Annotated in this window: 15 protein-coding genes; 8 read left to right on the top strand and 7 right to left on the bottom strand. The window is 31.6% G+C overall.

Features of this window, described 5'->3' with window-relative positions:
- Positions 1-5 precede the first annotated feature (5 nt).
- The 6 genes from nadA to BP92_RS0110560 all read right to left on the bottom strand — a co-directional run bounded on the left by nadA (position 6) and on the right by BP92_RS0110560 (position 5,465).
- Positions 6-941, bottom strand: a complete 936-nt coding sequence (gene nadA / locus BP92_RS0110585) for a quinolinate synthase NadA (protein ID WP_026726046.1) — start codon at positions 939-941, stop codon at positions 6-8.
- Positions 942-977: 36 nt separating this feature from the next.
- Positions 978-1,412 (bottom strand): RrF2 family transcriptional regulator, encoded by a 435-nt coding sequence (locus BP92_RS0110580; protein WP_026726045.1) that lies wholly within the window; start codon positions 1,410-1,412, stop codon positions 978-980.
- 33 nt (positions 1,413-1,445) lie between these two features.
- Entirely contained in the window at positions 1,446-2,168 is a 723-nt protein-coding gene (locus BP92_RS0110575; RefSeq protein ID WP_026726044.1) for an anaerobic ribonucleoside-triphosphate reductase activating protein, read from the bottom strand.
- Positions 2,125-2,289, bottom strand: a complete 165-nt coding sequence (gene nrdD / locus BP92_RS17465; protein WP_111567273.1) for an anaerobic ribonucleoside-triphosphate reductase — start codon at positions 2,287-2,289, stop codon at positions 2,125-2,127. The genes BP92_RS0110575 and nrdD overlap by 44 nt, the downstream gene beginning before the upstream one ends.
- Positions 2,270-4,387 carry a ribonucleoside triphosphate reductase gene (locus tag BP92_RS0110565; protein ID WP_026726043.1) on the bottom strand — a complete coding sequence of 706 codons (2,118 nt, stop codon included), beginning with the start codon at positions 4,385-4,387 and terminating at the stop codon, positions 2,270-2,272. The genes nrdD and BP92_RS0110565 overlap by 20 nt, the downstream gene beginning before the upstream one ends.
- Positions 4,388-4,580: 193 nt before the next feature.
- Complete coding sequence (locus BP92_RS0110560) at positions 4,581-5,465, bottom strand: pirin family protein (protein ID WP_026726042.1); 885 nt, start codon at positions 5,463-5,465, stop codon at positions 4,581-4,583.
- A gap of 261 nt (positions 5,466-5,726) precedes the next feature.
- Between BP92_RS0110560 and BP92_RS0110555 the strand changes: the two genes are divergently transcribed.
- The 8 genes from BP92_RS0110555 to BP92_RS0110515 all read left to right on the top strand — a co-directional run bounded on the left by BP92_RS0110555 (position 5,727) and on the right by BP92_RS0110515 (position 17,197).
- Positions 5,727-6,269, top strand: coding sequence for a hypothetical protein (locus tag BP92_RS0110555; protein ID WP_026726041.1), 543 nt, complete (start codon positions 5,727-5,729; stop codon positions 6,267-6,269).
- A gap of 185 nt (positions 6,270-6,454) precedes the next feature.
- Positions 6,455-8,023, top strand: coding sequence for a type I restriction-modification system subunit M (locus tag BP92_RS0110550; RefSeq protein WP_026726040.1), 1,569 nt, complete (start codon positions 6,455-6,457; stop codon positions 8,021-8,023).
- The gene (locus BP92_RS0110545) at positions 8,007-9,191 is read left to right on the top strand and encodes a restriction endonuclease subunit S (protein WP_026726039.1); all 1,185 of its coding nucleotides are present in this window, start codon (positions 8,007-8,009) and stop codon (positions 9,189-9,191) included. Before BP92_RS0110550 ends, BP92_RS0110545 begins: the two co-directional genes overlap by 17 nt.
- 20 nt (positions 9,192-9,211) lie before the next feature.
- Complete coding sequence (locus BP92_RS0110540; RefSeq protein ID WP_026726038.1) at positions 9,212-11,278, top strand: hypothetical protein; 2,067 nt, start codon at positions 9,212-9,214, stop codon at positions 11,276-11,278.
- A 495-nt stretch (positions 11,279-11,773) separates the two neighbouring features.
- Positions 11,774-12,625 (top strand): DNA damage-inducible protein D, encoded by an 852-nt coding sequence (gene dinD / locus BP92_RS0110535; protein ID WP_026726037.1) that lies wholly within the window; start codon positions 11,774-11,776, stop codon positions 12,623-12,625.
- A 103-nt stretch (positions 12,626-12,728) separates the two neighbouring features.
- A complete protein-coding gene (locus tag BP92_RS0110530) occupies positions 12,729-13,175 on the top strand; it encodes a Fic family protein (protein WP_026726036.1) in 447 nt (148 codons plus the stop codon).
- Between the two features lies 1 nt (position 13,176).
- On the top strand, positions 13,177-16,365 hold the full coding sequence (locus BP92_RS0110525) for a type I restriction endonuclease subunit R (RefSeq protein WP_026726035.1): 3,189 nt from the start codon (positions 13,177-13,179) through the stop codon (positions 16,363-16,365).
- A 313-nt stretch (positions 16,366-16,678) separates the two neighbouring features.
- Positions 16,679-17,197 (top strand): hypothetical protein, encoded by a 519-nt coding sequence (locus BP92_RS0110515; RefSeq protein WP_150111918.1) that lies wholly within the window; start codon positions 16,679-16,681, stop codon positions 17,195-17,197.
- A gap of 12 nt (positions 17,198-17,209) precedes the next feature.
- Here the strand turns inward: BP92_RS0110515 and BP92_RS16130 are convergent.
- On the bottom strand, positions 17,210-17,471 hold a 262-nt coding region (locus tag BP92_RS16130; protein ID WP_084329726.1), incomplete at its 5' end, for an integrase core domain-containing protein.

Genomic DNA, 17,471 nt, shown 5'->3' with positions numbered 1-17,471 from the left:
ATGTTTTAGTTTAGCGCTAACATTCTTTGAATTGGAAGTAAAGCTTTTTCGATGATTTCATTGTCCAAAAGCACTTCAGGACTTTCATCTTGTAAACATTGATAGAGTTTTTCTAAGGTGTTGACTTTCATAAACGCACACTCACTACACGCACAAGTATTGTCTTCTTTTGAAGGCGCTGGAATTAATGTCTTGGTTGGATTATCCAATTGCATTTGGTGTAAAATTCCCGCTTCTGTGGCTACGATGAAAGTGTCGTTTGGACTGTTTTTTACATGATTCAACATGCCTGAAGTCGAACCAATGTAATGCGCTACTTTCAAAATATGCGTTTCCGATTCAGGATGCGCAATAATGGTAGCGGTTGGATGTTTTTTATATAAATCGATTAATTTCTCTAATGAAAATGCTTCGTGAACAATGCAAGAACCTTCCCATAAAACCATATCACGACCAGTTTCTGCAATTAAATATTTGCCTAAATTTTTATCAGGAGCAAACACAATAGGTTGGTCTTCTGGAATGGATGCAATCACTTTTTTAGCATTGGAAGAAGTGCAAACAATATCTGTTAAGGTTTTAACTTCAGCTGTACAATTGATGTAGGTTACAACGGTATGATTCGGATATTTTTCTAAGAAAGCTTTGAATTCATTTGGCGGACAACCATCGGCAAGCGAACATCCTGCTTTTACATCGGGAACGATTACTTTTTTATTTGGATTGACAATTTTAGCCGTTTCTGCCATGAAATAAACGCCAGCAAAAACTATGATATCGGCATCAACTTGCGATGCTTTTCTCGATAATTCTAAACTATCACCCACAAAATCAGCAATTTCTTGAATAGCTTCTTCTTGATAATAATGCGCCAGAATTACCGCATTTTTTCTTTTCTTCAATTCAAGAATTTTCTCTTTTAAATCCGAAGTTGTTTTCATTAGAGGATATTTTTATCTTTTATTTAATTAAATTTTTTAAAGCTTAAGGAAAGTCTCTCCGGTATTGAATTCACTTATTAAATCCAAAAGAGAAGTTTCTTTCAGCGTTTTCTTTAAATTTTCACGTAATGGCTTGTACTTATGATGAAAAGGACACGGTTGTATGTCGGAACAATCATGAAGTCCTAAACTACATCGGTCAAATAAGTCATTTCCGTCGATAGCTTTTACGAGCTGTTCTAACTTAATATGTTTCAATTGTACCTTTTCGATTTCAAAACCACCGCCATTTCCTTTAATCGATTTTATGATGTCGGCTTTTACCAAACGTTGTAAAATCTTGGCTGTAAAAGGTTCTGGTGATTCAATTTTTCTGGCAATGTCTCGAATACCGCAGCGCTTGCCAGCAGACGATTCTGAGGCAATGTAAATGGTAGCTCGTATGGCATATTCACAGGTTTTTGAAAACATAGATAAAATTTACACAAAGTTAGGGATTTTAAATTATCGAAATATGATTTTAGTCATATTCTGATGGATATCCTTTTCCGAAATTAATTGCGAATCAGGTAGTGGTGCAATCGTGTTTTGATAATTTCTAAAATTTTGAATGTAGTAGTTTTTATCGTAACCTAATTCCAATAAAACGTTTTGCATTGCAGCAATATCCTTTGGATTCAATAATGACGAATGATAAGTCGTTCGAACTTCAAACGGAATGGAATTCGATTGAAGTAATTCAAAGCAACTTAGAAATTGAGCATAAAAATCCGATTTTGTAATCGCAAAAAATTTCTCTTTCGGACCTTTAAAATCCAAAGCTATATAATCGATGAGTTGTTCCTCTATTAGTTTTTCGAGTACTTTGGGCTGACTTCCATTCGTATCTACTTTGATTAAAAATCCTAGACTTTTTACTAATTTTATGAATGAAATGATGTCTTTATGTATCAAACATTCGCCACCGCTAAAAACAACGGCATCCAACAAATTTCTTCTGGATTTTAAAAACGAAATGATTTCGGAAAAGTAAAAAGAGCCTTTTCCGAAAACTATTTCTGGATTGTAACAATAATCACACTTCATATTACACCCTGCAAACCATAAGATGCAAGCCGATTTATCGGGATAGTCTAATAGTGTGAAGGGTGTAAAACTATGAATGGCTTTTTTGTTTAGAAAATCAAGATTTACATTCTCTAAAGTGTGTTCGTTGTTTGTGTTCACCTTTTTTTCCAATATTAAAACTTTCTACGGGTCTGTGATAACCCATTACTCGTGTATAAACCAAACATTTGGTTCTTTTTTCATTGTGTTGAAGCAAGGCTTCAGTGGTTTGTGTTTGCATAGGATGTTGTATTTAAGGTTGCTAATAATTCTTCATCGCATTTTGGACAATATTCGTGTTCGCCATTCAAATAGCCATGTTTTGGGCAAACGCTGAAAACTGGAGTCACTGTGATATAGGGCAATTTGAAATTCGTAATCACTTTTTTAATGAAATTACGACACGCTTCTACCGAACTTAGTTTTTCATTCATGTACAAGTGTAAAACCGTTCCTCCAGTGTATTGGCATTGTAAATTGTCTTGTAACAACAAAGCTTCGAAAGGATCTTCGGTGTAATCTACGGGTAATTGCGAACTGTTCGTATAATAAATGTTTTCGCCTTCACCCGCTTGAATAATATCGGAATATCGTTTCTTGTCTTCTTTAGCAAATCGATACGTTGTGCCTTCAGCTGGTGTAGCTTCTAAGTTGTATAAATTGCCTGTTTCTTCTTGATAAGCTCTCATTTTGTTTCGGATGTGTTCCAAAATTTCGGTTGCGAATGCCATTCCATAATCCGAAACGATGTCTTCTTTTCCATCAGTGAAATTTTGAATCATTTCGTTAATCCCGTTAACACCAATTGTAGAAAAGTGATTTCTGAAATGTGGCAAATAACGTTTGGTATATGGAAACAAACCTCTATCATACATTTCCTGAATAAAAACGCGTTTTTTCTCTAATGTCGCTTTCGAAATTTCTAACAAACGATCTAAATCGGAATATAATTTGGCTTTATTGCCTTTGTTCAAATAACCTAATCGAGCCATGTTGATAGTCACCACGCCGATACTTCCCGTCATTTCCGCACTTCCGAATAAACCGTTACCTCTTTTTAATAATTCGCGTAAATCGAGTTGTAAACGGCAGCACATACTTCGTACGGCATTGGGTTTGTAGGCATTTGGATTTTCAACTTTATTACCGTTTTTATCATACGTATATTGACTTCCGATGAAATTTTGGAAATATGACGAACCAATCTTTGCGGTATTTTCGAAAAGAATATCTGTATTTTCTCCGTACCAATCAAATTCTTCGGTAATGTTGACGGTTGGAATAGGGAAGGTGAACGGTTGTCCATGCGCATCGCCTTCGGTCATAACCGTATAATAGGCTTTGTTGATGAGATTCATTTCTTTTTGAAAATGTTCGTAACGCATTTCGGTTATGTCTGAAACGCCTCTTTCTTTGGCTCTTTTTATAATATCTTCTGAAGTAATTCCCTTGAAAAGATGCTGTTCGTTTCGTGTTGGGATTTGCTCTTTTAAGTCGTCTGGAACTACCCAATCTAAAGTGATATTCGTAAACGGCGATTGTCCCCAACGTGCAGGCACATTCAAGTTGTAGACGAAACTTCGAATTGCTTTTAAAACATCGTCATACGATAAATTATCTTTGAAAACATAAGGAGCCAAATACGTGTCAAACGAACTAAACGCTTGAGCACCGGCCCATTCGCTTTGTAAAATCCCAAGGAAATTCGCCATTTGTCCTAATGCTTCTCTAAAATGATTAGGAGGACGACTTTCTACTCGACCTCGAACACCGTTAAAACCTTCATTTAATAAAACCCGTAAACTCCAACCCGCACAATAACCCGTTAAGCAATCTAAATCGTGAATGTGAATATCGCCATTACGGTGTGCATAGCCTTCTTCTTTCGAATAGACTTTGTCTAACCAATAATTCGCAATAATTTTTCCTGCGACATTATTCACTAAACCTGCATTTGAATATGAAGTATTAGCGTTTGCATTGATGCGCCAATCGGTTTGGTTGGTATATTCTTCGATGGTTTGGGTGCTGTCGACATAAGTGGTGTCATCATTTAATCCTAAAACGTGTTCGCGCTGAAGTTTTCGAGTATGACGAAACAACATGAAGGAACGCATTACTTCATAATGACCATATTCGAAAAGTGTTTTTTCAATTTTATCTTGAATATCTTCTACTGCCCAAGTGTCTTGATGTGATAACAATTGGAACACCGTTTCAATAACTTTTGTATTTAAAGTTTCGCTTACACTGGCAAATGCTTTTGTGATGGCTTCTTCTATTTTGAAAGGTTCAAATGGTAAATATGTACCATTTCGTTTAATTACAAATTTGTCCATACTGCAGAATTTTAATTGTGGTATGGAACAAATTTAAATATTAAAAAGACTTTTAAGTCTTGTTTGAATAAATATTAATCAACAAATTATGTTTTAAATTTGTTGATAAGTTTTTTAAATTTATTAAAATATTTTCTTGACATGAAGCTCTCGTTTCACGGTAGATTATCAAGTAAGTAAGAAAAAGAAAATGTTATTTAAAGCCTTTTACTTCGGGTAAAGGAACCCATTCGGTTTCATTGGGAACTTTTGGGAAACGTTGTGCTTTCCAATCTTCTTTAGCTTGTTCGATTACATTTTTATCGGTGTGAACAAAATTCCAATAGATAAAATGTTCTTCAGGAAAAGCCTCTCCACCAAAAAGGTAAATGGTAGTATTTTCTGCCATTTCAAAAGTACAAAGTGAACTTTCTTTAGCGATTAAAATTTGTTTGTTTTCGTAGCGATTCCCATCATTAGTAATGCTTCCTTCTAGAATATACATAGCAACTTCTCCATATAGTTCTTTACCAATATTAAGGGAAGTTTTATCGTTACTTTTAATTTCAATAAAATATAACGAACTATGAACAGGTACTGGTGATTTCTTTCCGAAAGCTTCACCAGCAATTAGTTTAAAATTAACGTTATCTTGTTTCCAATGAGGAATGTCTTTAGCTTCAACGTGAGAAAACGAAGGTTCGCAATTCTCCAAATGCTTGGGTAAAGCCACCCAAATTTGTAATCCGTGCAAACTTTTATCTGTAGTTCTTAAATATTCAGGGGTTCTCTCAGAATGAACAACTCCTTTTCCAGCGGTCATCCAATTTACAGCTCCAGGTTGGATTTCTAATTTGATTCCTAAACTATCTCGATGCATAATAGCGCCTTCAAACAAATACGTTAAAGTGGATAATCCAATATGCGGATGCGGAGGAACATCTAAATTTTGATAATCTTTCAATTTAGCAGGTCCCATGTGATCAATAAAAACAAAAGGGCCAACCGCTCTTTTTTCTTTAAAGGGCAACAAGCGTCCTACTAAAAAGTTACCAATATCGACAGCTCTTTCTTCTATGATGAGTTGAATGTTTGACATGTTAAAAAGGTTTAATTACTAAAGTTAAGTCTTTTTTAGTAAACAGTCAATATATTCATTTGAAATTAGTTTATATTATAGTGGTTTTAAAATAAAAACCCTGTAAAATATTTATTTTACAGGGTTTTTTTGTGGAGCAGGATGGAGGTAAATCGAACTTTTTTAAGGAAGATTTAAGAATGTTAAATATGATTTTTACAAAATTCAGTACGAATTATTAATGGCATCTATTTTGATATTGTAATAATAACTATCCAACTCATGAAAACAGATAAAGAAATATCAGAAAATTATATTCAGTCAGCTGAGAGAAGTTTGAAAGAAAGTAAAATATCATCAATTGAATGGGCAGTTGTACATTACAAACGAGCTGTTCTCTTTGATCCTACTAATTCTGAACTTAGAAAGCGATTTGTTGAAGTATTTCATCAAGTGAGTGCTATCAATAAAACAGTAGAAAAGGAGGATATTGAAAAAACATTCTTGATTAAACAATTCATAGAATATCTCTTATTTAACACAACTGAAATTAAATGTCTTTTTACAGATGATTTCTATTGTGAATACTGTTATTATGGTTCTACTCAAGATGCATTGATTAAGAACTTAAAAAATGAAATTACAAAAAAAAATAAAAAATATAGAATGGGTTATTTTCTTATTGCCAATAGATTTAATCCGTGTTTGATTGTTGATGATTTAATTTTGAGATTTACAATAAAGAATAAAAAAATTGACATCATAAGTTCTCAAAAAATGGAAGGAGCTGATATTAGTGGTTTATTGATTTGGGTAAACAATTAATTGAACTATTATTCATTTTTTCCCATTTTACGGATTTCCACATTTTTTTCTAAAACCCTTTAGTTACTTTAGCTGCTAAAGGTACCCCGTAAAAATACCTGGTATGAAAATCAGGTATTTTTACGGGTATGAAATCTTATATTTTATTAGTAGATTTGAGGTTTATAAGAAAAATAAAGCAGATAATGGCAAAAGCAGTAAAAGCAAAAAAAGAAAAAAGCATCGAAGAAACACTATGGGATTCCGCAAATAAATTGCGTGGTACAGTAGAATCATCTGAATATAAGCACGTAGTATTAGGTTTAATTTTCTTAAAATTTGCTAGTGATAAATTTGAAGAGCGCAGAAAAGAGTTAATTGCCGACAATAAAGAGAAATTCCTAGAGATGAAGGAATTCTACAATATGTCAAATATCTTTTACTTGCCAGAAGAATCACGTTGGTCGTTTATTATTGAAAATTCTAAACAAGCTGATATTGCTTTAAAAATTGATACCGCTTTACATACCATAGAAAAAAACAATCCAGCTTTGAAAGGCGCTTTGCCCGATAATTACTTCTCACGTTTGAATATGGACGTGAGCAAGCTAGCGGCTTTGTTAGATACCATCAACAACATTGATACGATAAAAGACAAACAGCAAGACATTGTGGGTCGTGTGTATGAATATTTCTTAAGCAAATTTGCCTTGGCAGAAGGAAAAGGGAAAGGCGAATTCTACACCCCTAAAAGTATTGTAAACTTAATTGCTGAAATGATTGAACCTTACAAAGGGGTCATCTATGACCCTGCATGTGGTTCGGGTGGGATGTTTGTGCAAAGTATTAAATTTATTGAAAACCACCACGGAAACAAAAAAGAGATTTCCATTTACGGACAAGAATATACGGCTACGACTTATAAACTTGCTAAAATGAACTTAGCCATTAGAGGTATTGCTGCCAACTTAGGTGATGTGCCTGCCGATACCTTTGGCAAAGACCAACACCCAGATTTGAAAGCCGACTTCATTATGGCAAACCCACCTTTTAATCAAAAAGATTGGAGGGCTAGCGATGAACTAACCGACGACCCTCGTTGGAGAGGTTATGATGTACCACCAACAAGCAATGCCAATTACGCATGGATATTAAACATGGTAGCGAAACTTTCTGAAAATGGTGTGGCAGGTTTTATCTTGGCTAATGGGGCACTTTCTGGCGGTGGCGAAGAATACAAAATTCGTAGAAAACTAATTGAAAACAACTTGGTAGAAGCCATTGTGATTTTACCTCAAAATATGTTTTATACCACTAACATTAGTGTTACACTTTGGATTTTAAACAAGAATAAAAAAGCAAGAACGGTACAATTGCCTGATGCTACCAAAAACTATCGTGACAGACAGCACGAAATTTTGTTTATGGATTTAAGAGAAGTTGGAATTCCTTTTGAAAAAAAGTTTATCCAATTTTCACCTGAAAATATTATTGATATTACAGAAGCTTACCACAATTGGCAAACAGATTTGACAAAATACCAAGACTTTCCAGAATTTTGTTATGCCGCTACCATAGATGAAATTGAAGCGAAAGATTATTCATTAGTTCCAAGTAAGTACATCACTTTTGTGAATCGTGATGAAAATATTGATTTTGATGATAAAATGCAAAATCTCAAATCTGAATTTTCTGAGTTATTGAAATCAGAGCAACAATCAAAAACTGAATTATTGAACGTTTTCAAAGAATTGGGATATGAAATCAAATTATAGAAACATAGGAGATTTCATTAAACTAGTTGATGAACGGAACAAGGGATTAAAAGTTACCAATCTTGTAGGACTTAGTATTTCGAAACAATTTATAAAATCCGTTGCTAATACAATTGGAACAGACATGGAGAATTATAAGATTATCCGAAAAAATCAATTCGCGTGCAGTACCATGCAAGTGAGAAGAGATAAAAAAATGCCACTTGCTTTATACAATGATATTGAAACTGCAATTATTTCTCAAGCATACCCTGTTTTTGAAATTAATGACACCTCACAATTATTACCTGAATATTTAATGATGTGGTTTACTCGTTCAGAATTTGATAGAGAAGCTTGTTTTCATGCCGTTGGTGGAGTAAGAGGAAGTTTAGAATGGGAAGATTTTTGCGGCATGCAATTACCCATTCCATCAATTGAAAAACAACAAGAACTCGTTAGAGAATACAACACCATTCAAAACCGTATTGCCTTAAACAACCAATTGATTAACAAACTGGAAGAAACCGCGCAAGCGATTTATAAGCAATGGTTTGTGGATTTTGAATTTCCTAATGAAAATGGTTTACCTTATAAAAGTAATGGTGGGGAAATGGAATTTTGTGAAGAATTGGAAAAGGAGATTCCAGTTGGTTGGGAAGTTGGGAATTTTCAAAAAGATTTAATTTTTAAAACTGGAAAATTAGATTCTAATGCATCTTTAGAGAATGGAAAATATCCATTTTTCACTTGTTCAGAGGAGGTTTTTAAAGTGGATAGTTTTTCTTTTGACCAAGAAGCAGTCTTATTAGGTGGAAATAATGCAACTGGAAAGTTTCCATTGAAATATTTCAAAGGAAAATTCGATGCTTATCAAAGAACTTATGTTATCAGTTCCAACAACGATAAAATATCAAATAAACAAATTTATTATACAATTAAAGGTTTATTAGATGAAATGAGAGAATCATCTGTTGGAACTGCTACAAAATTTTTGACAATGCAAATTTTTAATCCAATTAGAATTTTGATTCCCGATAATTCTAGTTATTTATCTTTTGAAGAAAAAATTCAAAAGATCTTTAATTCAAAAGAAGTATACACTATCCAAATTAAAAAACTTGAAGAATTGAAGGATTTGTTGTTGGCAAAGATGACTAGGGTTGAGAGTGAAAATCAGATAAAGTGAATTTAAAAAAGAAAGTATAAATGAATTCAGAAATATTCAGACTTGCAGCAGTTTTATATGCTGATAACAATTATGAAGTAAGTCCAATAACATTACATAGAAAAATAATTGAATCAATATTTATTGATAACAATAATGATTTTATTGGAATTCATGCCTTAATTGATAAGATTAAATTACAATATTCTTTAGATTTTACTGAAGAAGAAATAAAAAATATTGTTTCTGATGAAATCTACTTTCATACTTCTGTTTGCAAAATTGAGGAACTAAAAATTACTTTATCAGCAAAAAGATACGAAAACATATCAAATAAAATTAGGAATAACAATCTCGATTTTTTTATACAAGAATTTCACAATGTAAATTATGAATTTGTTTTACAAGATTTAAAAAATATTATTTATAGTTTTCTATATGAAGTTTTTCAAACCAATATTCTAAGCTTTAGCAAACTAATAGATCCTAATGTTCAGATACAGGAAATATTAAATCTTAATGATCATAATTTAAATTCTATTGAGATAGAAATAATTAATAAATTCTTGAATTGGGAAAATGATGAAAAAAACAAATTAATTTTTGATATATCAAACCTATCTCTTGAATATTGTTTAATAACAAATAAAAAAGGAGGTAATTTTAAAATAGAAAATTTAAAAAACAAAAATTTTTATTTAGACACTAATGTAATATTTAGAGCAATTGGCATAAATGGTGAAAATAGAAAGAAAAGAATGTTAACTTTTTTAGATAAATTTAAAGAAGCAAAAGAGAGTTTGCTTCTTTCTAAATTTACTGAAGAAGAGATTAAAAAGACTTTAGATTTTTACATAGGTCAAATGACAAAGTATAACTCTGCAAAAATAAATTCTGAGGTGTTTTTAAAATTTAATAAAAGTCAAGATTTTATTGATTATTATCACAAGTGGAGAAGAAAAAGAACTAATGATTCAACTGATTTATTTAAAGCTCATGTCTTTTCATTAATAGAAGAATTAAAAATAAAGTATGAAATTAAAAATGATTATAAAGAATATTTTGATGTTAATGATTCCAAGATTGAAGATAAAATTTTAGATATAGCATCTAAAATAAACACTTTTAAATCAGATAGTAAATCAACGTCATATTTGGAGGCAAGTATAATTGATGCAAAAAACATATATTTAATTGAATACCTAAGGAACGGTCATTACATTAATATTTTTGATTGTAAATACTATTTCATTTCAGCAGATCAAATCTTAAGAAAGTGGGATTATTCCCAAAATTCATCTATTCCAATAGTTTTACTACCATCTCAATGGATGAGTATATTATTACGTTATTTAAATAGAACAAGTGATGATTTTAAAAGTTTTGTAAGCTTTTTAAATATTAGTAATGGAGAAAAGGGAATTTCTAATGAGAACTTACAATTGATACTCAATGGTATTTCAGAAATAACAACTGATTTTACTCAACAAAGCAGTATTGTTTCCGAAATGATTAATTTAGGATTTAAAGGGATTTTGGAAAAAAGTAATTCGGAGTATGATATTATAGAAAAGTCTAAATTATTTGCAAAATCTAAATTAGAAAAAGATATAGAAAATCTGCAAAAGGATAAGGAACAGTTAGAGAGTAAATTTGAAAAATATCAAGAAAACACCTATACTGCTATCGAAACTTTGAAGCAAATTAAGGATATTGAAAAACAAAAAAAAGATATTGAAATAGTTAAAAATAATAGGATAATACAAGAACTTATTGATACTAAAGCTAAATTTGATTTAAGCAAATATAAATCTAAAGCTCTTTATTGCATTCCTATTTCAATTGTTTGTATAATGTTTTTTATTTTAATGTTTCTCTTTCAAGATAGTTCATGGAATATGGTTGCAGTATATTCAAAATATGCAAATTCTTTGGAAGAAGGATCTATGCAAAAAGAATTTTGTAAATGGTTGTGGACTTTGCCTTGTTCAATTTTAATAGGTTCTATATTTATAATTTATAATAGACTATTTGATAAAGAAAAATCACAAGAAAGATTAGAAAAATATAAGGAAAAATGGACAAAAGAAATTAATTCATTAAATTAAGAGATGTTTAATTTATAGCTAGCAATAATAAAATCAAAAGAATGAATTATTTTGTCAAATAGTACTATAGTATCTAATCATTCGTTAAGCATTTCTTCACTAGAAGTTTTAGCGCAGCAGCTTATTATAAGGCTAAAAGTAATTGAGATGGATATTTAGTTTAAATGAATTAAAATGTCAAGTTTTCTATTCAAAAAACTTGACAACAAAATAAATAATCATGACCGAATCACAAAACATAGAGTGGAAACAATAAAAACCGATATAAATTAAAAAATGTCCAGTTTTTTACATAATAAACTGGACAATTAAAAATGAAATATATTTGTAATTCTCTTTTAGAGAATAGATTAGATTGATAAAATATAAATCACCTATTACCTTTTAGTTATTTTGGTGAAAAAATTAGTACTATATGAGCGAATCGCAAAACATAGAATGGAAACAATCTTGGCATGACGACTATCTAAAATTACATTAATTAAAACAATTATTATGAAACACGAAATCATCCATACTTTAACTCATAATTTTGAATCTCATGCCAATCAAACGGAAGACGGTACAGAATTTTGGTTGGCTAGAGATTTGCAACACCTTTTGGAATACACTAAATGGGATAATTTTTTAGGTGTAATTTCAAAAGCAAAAACCGCTTGCGAAATATCAGGAGAAAGTATTGATGACCATTTTGCCGACGTCGGGAAAATGGTATCCATTGGTTCAGGTGCAGAAAAAGAAATACCTGATTTAATGCTTACAAGGTACGCTTGTTATCTGATTGCACAAAATGGAGATCCACGTAAAGAAACCATTGCTTTTGCACAACGATATTTTGCCATTCAAACCCGAAAAGCAGAATTAATTGAGCAAAAAATATTAGAATATGAACGTGTTCAAGCTCGTAACAAGCTTAGAGCAACAGAAAAAGAATTATCACAAGTAATTTTTGAACAAACAGGTGGCAATCAAAATTTCGCTTTAATAAGAAGTAAAGGAGATACAGCTCTATTTAACAGAACTACCCAACAAATGAAAATTAAATGGGGATTATCGGGAGCTAAACCCTTAGCTGACCATATGCCAACCATTTTATTAAAAGCAAAAGATTTTGCTACTGAAATTACTATTTTCAATGCAAAACAACATAAAATGAAAACTGAAAATCAGATTTCAAATGAGCATATTACAAATAACAAATCGGTTAGAAATACGCTGTTATCCCGCGGAATTGTTCCTGAAAATTTGAAGGCAGAAGAAGATATAAATAAAATAGAACGTAGGCTTCAAACCGAAGAGAAGAAAGCATTAAAAAACCCTGACAAACTTAATGAAAACGATAAATAAACATTTTTTAAACACAAAAAAAGCTTAATTATCTCAATTAGGTAAAAATAAATAGAATTGAATCTAATTTTTAAAATAAATTTCAAAACATAAAAATAATAATTTGATAACTAGAAATCCATTAATTGCCGATGTTTGTTTTAAGGCAGGTTACATTGATTCTTGGGGTCGTGGCACCATTAAAATCTATGAAGTCTGCAAAGCAGCAGGTCTTCCTGAACCAGAAATTATAGGTTTAGATGGTGGTATTTTAGTTACCTTGCATAATGATTTAGTTGATAGTCTAGGTGGTCAAACAAACGACCTAGTTACCGACCTAGTTACCGACCTAGTTACCGACCCAGTCAAAAGTCTACTATTAATAATGGATCAAGAATATAGTATTAGCGAATTGATGCGCTTTATGAAACTTACGCATAAGCCTAATTTTAGAAAAAATTATTTACAGCCAGCTATTGAATTAGGTTTAATTGAAATAACTATTCCAGAAAAACCAAGTAGCAGTAAACAAAAATACAGATTAACTTCAAAAGGGAAATCCTTAAAATAGCATGAAATTCACAGAAGCACAATTAGAACAAGCCTTTATTCACTTATTACAAGAAGAGCAAATGACGCATCTTGTAGGTGGTGAAGTGCGTAAAAATGAGTTTCAAGGCGTATCAGAACCACCCACACAATACGGTCATATCGTTACTGAAAAAGTGTTGATTGATGCGGATTTAAAAAACTATTTGAAGTCCAATTACGCTAAGGATAACATTACAGATTCAGAAGTAAATTCGATTATTCGTGATTTGGAACGATTACCATCTTCCGATTTATATGAAAGCAATAAAGTTTTCATGAAAATGGTAAGTGATGGCTTTTTGCTAAAACGTGAAGACCGAAATCAGAAAGATATATTCATCCAATTGATTGACTATTCTGAAAAAGATAACAACACGTATAAAATCGTGAATCAATTAGCCATAAAAGGCTACGAAATGCGTATTCCTGATTTGATTTTATACATCAATGGATTACCATTAGTGGTGTTTGAATTTAAAACTGCCATTCAGGAAAACACAACCATACATGATGCGTACGTGCAATTAACTACACGTTACAAAAGAGATATTCCGGAGTTATTTAAATTCAATGCTTTTTGTGTGATTAGTGATGGTGTGAATACCAAATCAGGTTCCTTTTTTGCGCCTTATGAATTCTTTTACGCCTGGAGAAAAATTGAAGGCATGTCAAATGAAGTGGATGGTATAGATGCTATGTTTACACTTATTCAAGGGATGTTTAATCGCAAGCGATTACGAGATATTATTCAAAACTTCATTTATTTACCTGATAGTTCTAAAAAGAACGAAAAAATCGTTTGTCGTTATCCGCAATATTATGCGGCTGTCAAACTATTTGAAAATATAAAAAACCATCAAAAACCTTTGGGCGATGGTAAAGGAGGAACGTACTTTGGTACAACAGGATGTGGAAAAAGTTACACCATGTTGTATTTGAGTCGCTTGTTAATGCGAAGCACACATTTTTCAAGTCCAACGATTGTAATTATTACCGACCGAACCGATTTAGACGACCAATTATCAGGTCAATTTACCAATGCAAAAGGTTTTGTTGGTGACGAATCGATTATTAGTGTAGAAAGCAGAACGCATTTAAGAGAATTGTTACAAGGAAGAAACAGTGGTGGTGTTTTCTTAACGACCATCCATAAGTTTACCGAAGACACAAGATTACTAACCGATAGAACAAATGTAATTTGTATTTCGGACGAAGCACACAGAAGTCAAACTAATTTAGATCAAAAAGTAGTCGTTTCAGAACATGGAGTAAGAAAAACATTTGGATTTGCTAAATACTTACATGATTCGTTACCTAATGCTACTTATGTTGGTTTTACTGGAACACCAATTGATGCCACCATTGATGTATTTGGAGAAATTATTGATGCTTACACCATGAATGAATCTGTTAAAGATGAGATTACGGTTCGTATTGTGTATGAAGGAAGAGCAGCTAAAGTTTTGTTGAATAATCATAAGCTTGAAGAAATTGAAGCGTATTACAACCGTTGTGCAGAAGAAGGTAGTAATGAAAATCAAATAGAAGAAAGTAAAAAAGCGATGGCACAAATGAATGCTATCATTGGTGACCCAACTCGTTTGAAAACTGTAGCTGAAGACTTTGTTACCCATTATGAGAACAGAATAGCTGAAGGAGCAACCGTTCGTGGCAAAGCCATGTTTGTATGCACTAGCCGACCAATTGCTTACGAATTGTATAAAAACATTCTAGCCTTACGACCAGAATGGGGAGAAGTGAAAATTGCTGCAGATGGTGTTGAGTTATCCGATAAAGACAAAAAAGAAATAAAACCAATGGAACGCATCAAAATGGTGATGACCAGAGGAAAAGATGATGAGGAAGACTTGTATAATGTGCTAGGAACTAAAGACGACCGCAAAGAATTAGACCGCCAATTTAAAAATGAAAAATCTAATTTTAAAATTGCTATCGTAGTAGATATGTGGCTAACAGGTTTTGATGTGCCATTTTTGGATACAATGTATATTGATAAACCTATTCAAAGACATAACTTGATTCAGACTATTTCTCGAGTAAATCGAAAATTTGAAGGCAAAGAAAAAGGTTTGGTAGTAGATTACATCGGAATCAAAAAGCAAATGAATCTAGCTTTAGCGCATTACAACAATGCCGACAATCAAAATATTGAAGATATTGAACAATCTATTGTAGTAGTTAAAGATCAGTTAGATTTACTGGGTAAACTATTTCACAAGTTTGATACTTCGGGATATTTGTCAGGCGTTCCGTTAGCACAATTAAAAACATTAAATCAAGCAGCTGAGTTTATCCAATTGACACAAGAGTTGGAAAAACGATTCATGTACATTGTAAAACGTTTGAAATCGGCTTACGATATTTGTTCAGGAAGTGGCGCTTTTACCGAAACGCAAAGAGACGAAATCCATTTTTACCTAGCGGTTCGCTCCATAGTATTCAAATTAACAAAAGGAGTTGCACCAGACACCGCTCAAATGAATAATCGTGTAAAGCAAATGCTTCAAGATGCTATTGAGAGTGATGGGGTAGAAGAAATTTTCAAATTAGGAGATGATAGTCAAACCGAAATTGATATTTTTTCGGATGATTACATGGCAAAAATTGATAAAATCAAATTACCTAATACCAAAATTAAACTATTGCAAAAGCTTTTAGCGAAAGCCATTGATGACGTTAAAAAAATCAATAAAATTACTGGAATTGATTTTTCAAAACGTTTACAATCCATTGTAGATAAATACAATGAACGCAAAGAAAGCGATGTTTTACGAAGCGAAGTATTAGAAGACTTTACTGATGAAATTATCGATTTGTATTATGCGCTTAAAAAAGAAAAAGATTCCTTCAAAGATTTAGGTATTGACTTTGAAGAAAAAGCCTTTTACGATATTTTAAAAGCCTTAGCAGTTAAATATGATTTCAGTTATCCAAATGACAAGTTAATTACATTAGCGCAAAAAGTTAAAACTGTTGTAGACGACAAAGCAAAATACACCGATTGGAGTAAACGAGATGATATTAAAGCAGAACTTAAAGTAGATTTAATAATTCTCTTAGCAGAAAACGATTATCCACCAGTTGATAGAGACGAAGTGTATAAAGAGATTTTTGAACAAGCGGAGAATTTTAAGAAGTATAGTAATTAATTGAATCAAAGTCTTTTTAGTGGTGTTTTTAGCTGTAAAAAACAATTTTACAGCTTTATTTTACGGATTTCCACATTTTTATTTCAAACATTTTTTAGAATTTTGTTTACAAAATAAATTAGAATTTTTATGGTTTGAACAGCTATTTATTGGTTGTGATAGCCTTGTTTTTTTGTTATGTTTGATTCGAAGTGAAGATTTTTAATTTGTCAAGTAATACAAAAAATATCAGTTAAAATCCTAAATATTGTCTTCATTTTAAAATACACAAATAAGTTTAACTATGATTATTAATAGTCAATTATCTATGATTATGAAATTTTTAAAATTTATAATTTCAATATTTTCTTTAGTAGCAATACAAAATTTATCAGCCCAAAAAATAACTCTTAACGAGTTACATACAATGGCCAGTTATAAAAACTGGGAAACTACAAATAAGTTTTTAATTACTAAAGGTTGGGATTATTATGATTCATCCGAAAGTGATGGTATTGGTTATAATACAATTTCTTGGGCGCATGGTAGGAATCTTTATGATAATGCAAGAGCAACAGGATGGTTTTATGTATATAATTATGAGGGATTACCAAATAAGATTATGTATCGTTTTAGGCAAAAGGAGTTTTATAATACGATAATTCAACAAGTTTCTTCAAATGGTTATAAATTAACAGATGAGGAAATTTTAGATAACCGTGTTATAGCATCCTATGAGAATAAGACATTCTATCTAAAGATCGCTTATAATCGTGAAGAGGATAGTGATAATGATGATGATTATTATTATGGTGGCTCTGTACGTCTTCAAACTAAATTGGACTTTTGCTAAGAGAGTATTTAGTTAATAATTCAAAGATAAAAGATTTTTTTGATTAGTTGTTAATTTTGATTTTTGGTACTCATTTCTTCGGTTTATAATAGCCATTTTCTTTAATCGTTCACGTTCTTTTAAAATTAATTCACCTCTTCCAAAATACACGTCTGCAGGAGTTAAGTTGTTTAATGATTCATGATAGCGTTCATTGTTATAACGATAAACAAACTTTTCTAAAGCAGCTTCTAATTCTTCTGGAGCGAAGTAATTATCAAGTTTTACAACATTT

Source organism: Flavobacterium sasangense DSM 21067 (assembly GCF_000686885.1).
Taxonomy (GTDB): domain Bacteria; phylum Bacteroidota; class Bacteroidia; order Flavobacteriales; family Flavobacteriaceae; genus Flavobacterium; species Flavobacterium sasangense.
Note: the sequence above shows the minus strand (reverse complement) of the source record. Positions and strands in the feature narration are given on the sequence as shown.

What these genes read in the sequence shown, in the direction of transcription:
- BP92_RS0110525 (WP_026726035.1), top strand. Translation starts at nt 13,177, where the DNA reads ATGAAATTCACAGAAGCACAATTAGAACAAGCCTTTATTCACTTATTA.
- nadA (WP_026726046.1), bottom strand. Translation starts at nt 941, where the DNA reads ATGAAAACAACTTCGGATTTAAAAGAGAAAATTCTTGAATTGAAGAAA.
- BP92_RS0110540 (WP_026726038.1), top strand. Translation starts at nt 9,212, where the DNA reads ATGAATTCAGAAATATTCAGACTTGCAGCAGTTTTATATGCTGATAAC.
- BP92_RS0110555 (WP_026726041.1), top strand. Translation starts at nt 5,727, where the DNA reads ATGAAAACAGATAAAGAAATATCAGAAAATTATATTCAGTCAGCTGAG.
- BP92_RS0110545 (WP_026726039.1), top strand. Translation starts at nt 8,007, where the DNA reads ATGAAATCAAATTATAGAAACATAGGAGATTTCATTAAACTAGTTGAT.
- dinD (WP_026726037.1), top strand. Translation starts at nt 11,774, where the DNA reads ATGAAACACGAAATCATCCATACTTTAACTCATAATTTTGAATCTCAT.
- BP92_RS0110515 (WP_150111918.1), top strand. Translation starts at nt 16,679, where the DNA reads ATGAAATTTTTAAAATTTATAATTTCAATATTTTCTTTAGTAGCAATA.
- nrdD (WP_111567273.1), bottom strand. Translation starts at nt 2,289, where the DNA reads ATGCAAACACAAACCACTGAAGCCTTGCTTCAACACAATGAAAAAAGA.
- BP92_RS0110560 (WP_026726042.1), bottom strand. Translation starts at nt 5,465, where the DNA reads ATGTCAAACATTCAACTCATCATAGAAGAAAGAGCTGTCGATATTGGT.
- BP92_RS0110550 (WP_026726040.1), top strand. Translation starts at nt 6,455, where the DNA reads ATGGCAAAAGCAGTAAAAGCAAAAAAAGAAAAAAGCATCGAAGAAACA.
- BP92_RS0110565 (WP_026726043.1), bottom strand. Translation starts at nt 4,387, where the DNA reads ATGGACAAATTTGTAATTAAACGAAATGGTACATATTTACCATTTGAA.
- BP92_RS0110580 (WP_026726045.1), bottom strand. Translation starts at nt 1,412, where the DNA reads ATGTTTTCAAAAACCTGTGAATATGCCATACGAGCTACCATTTACATT.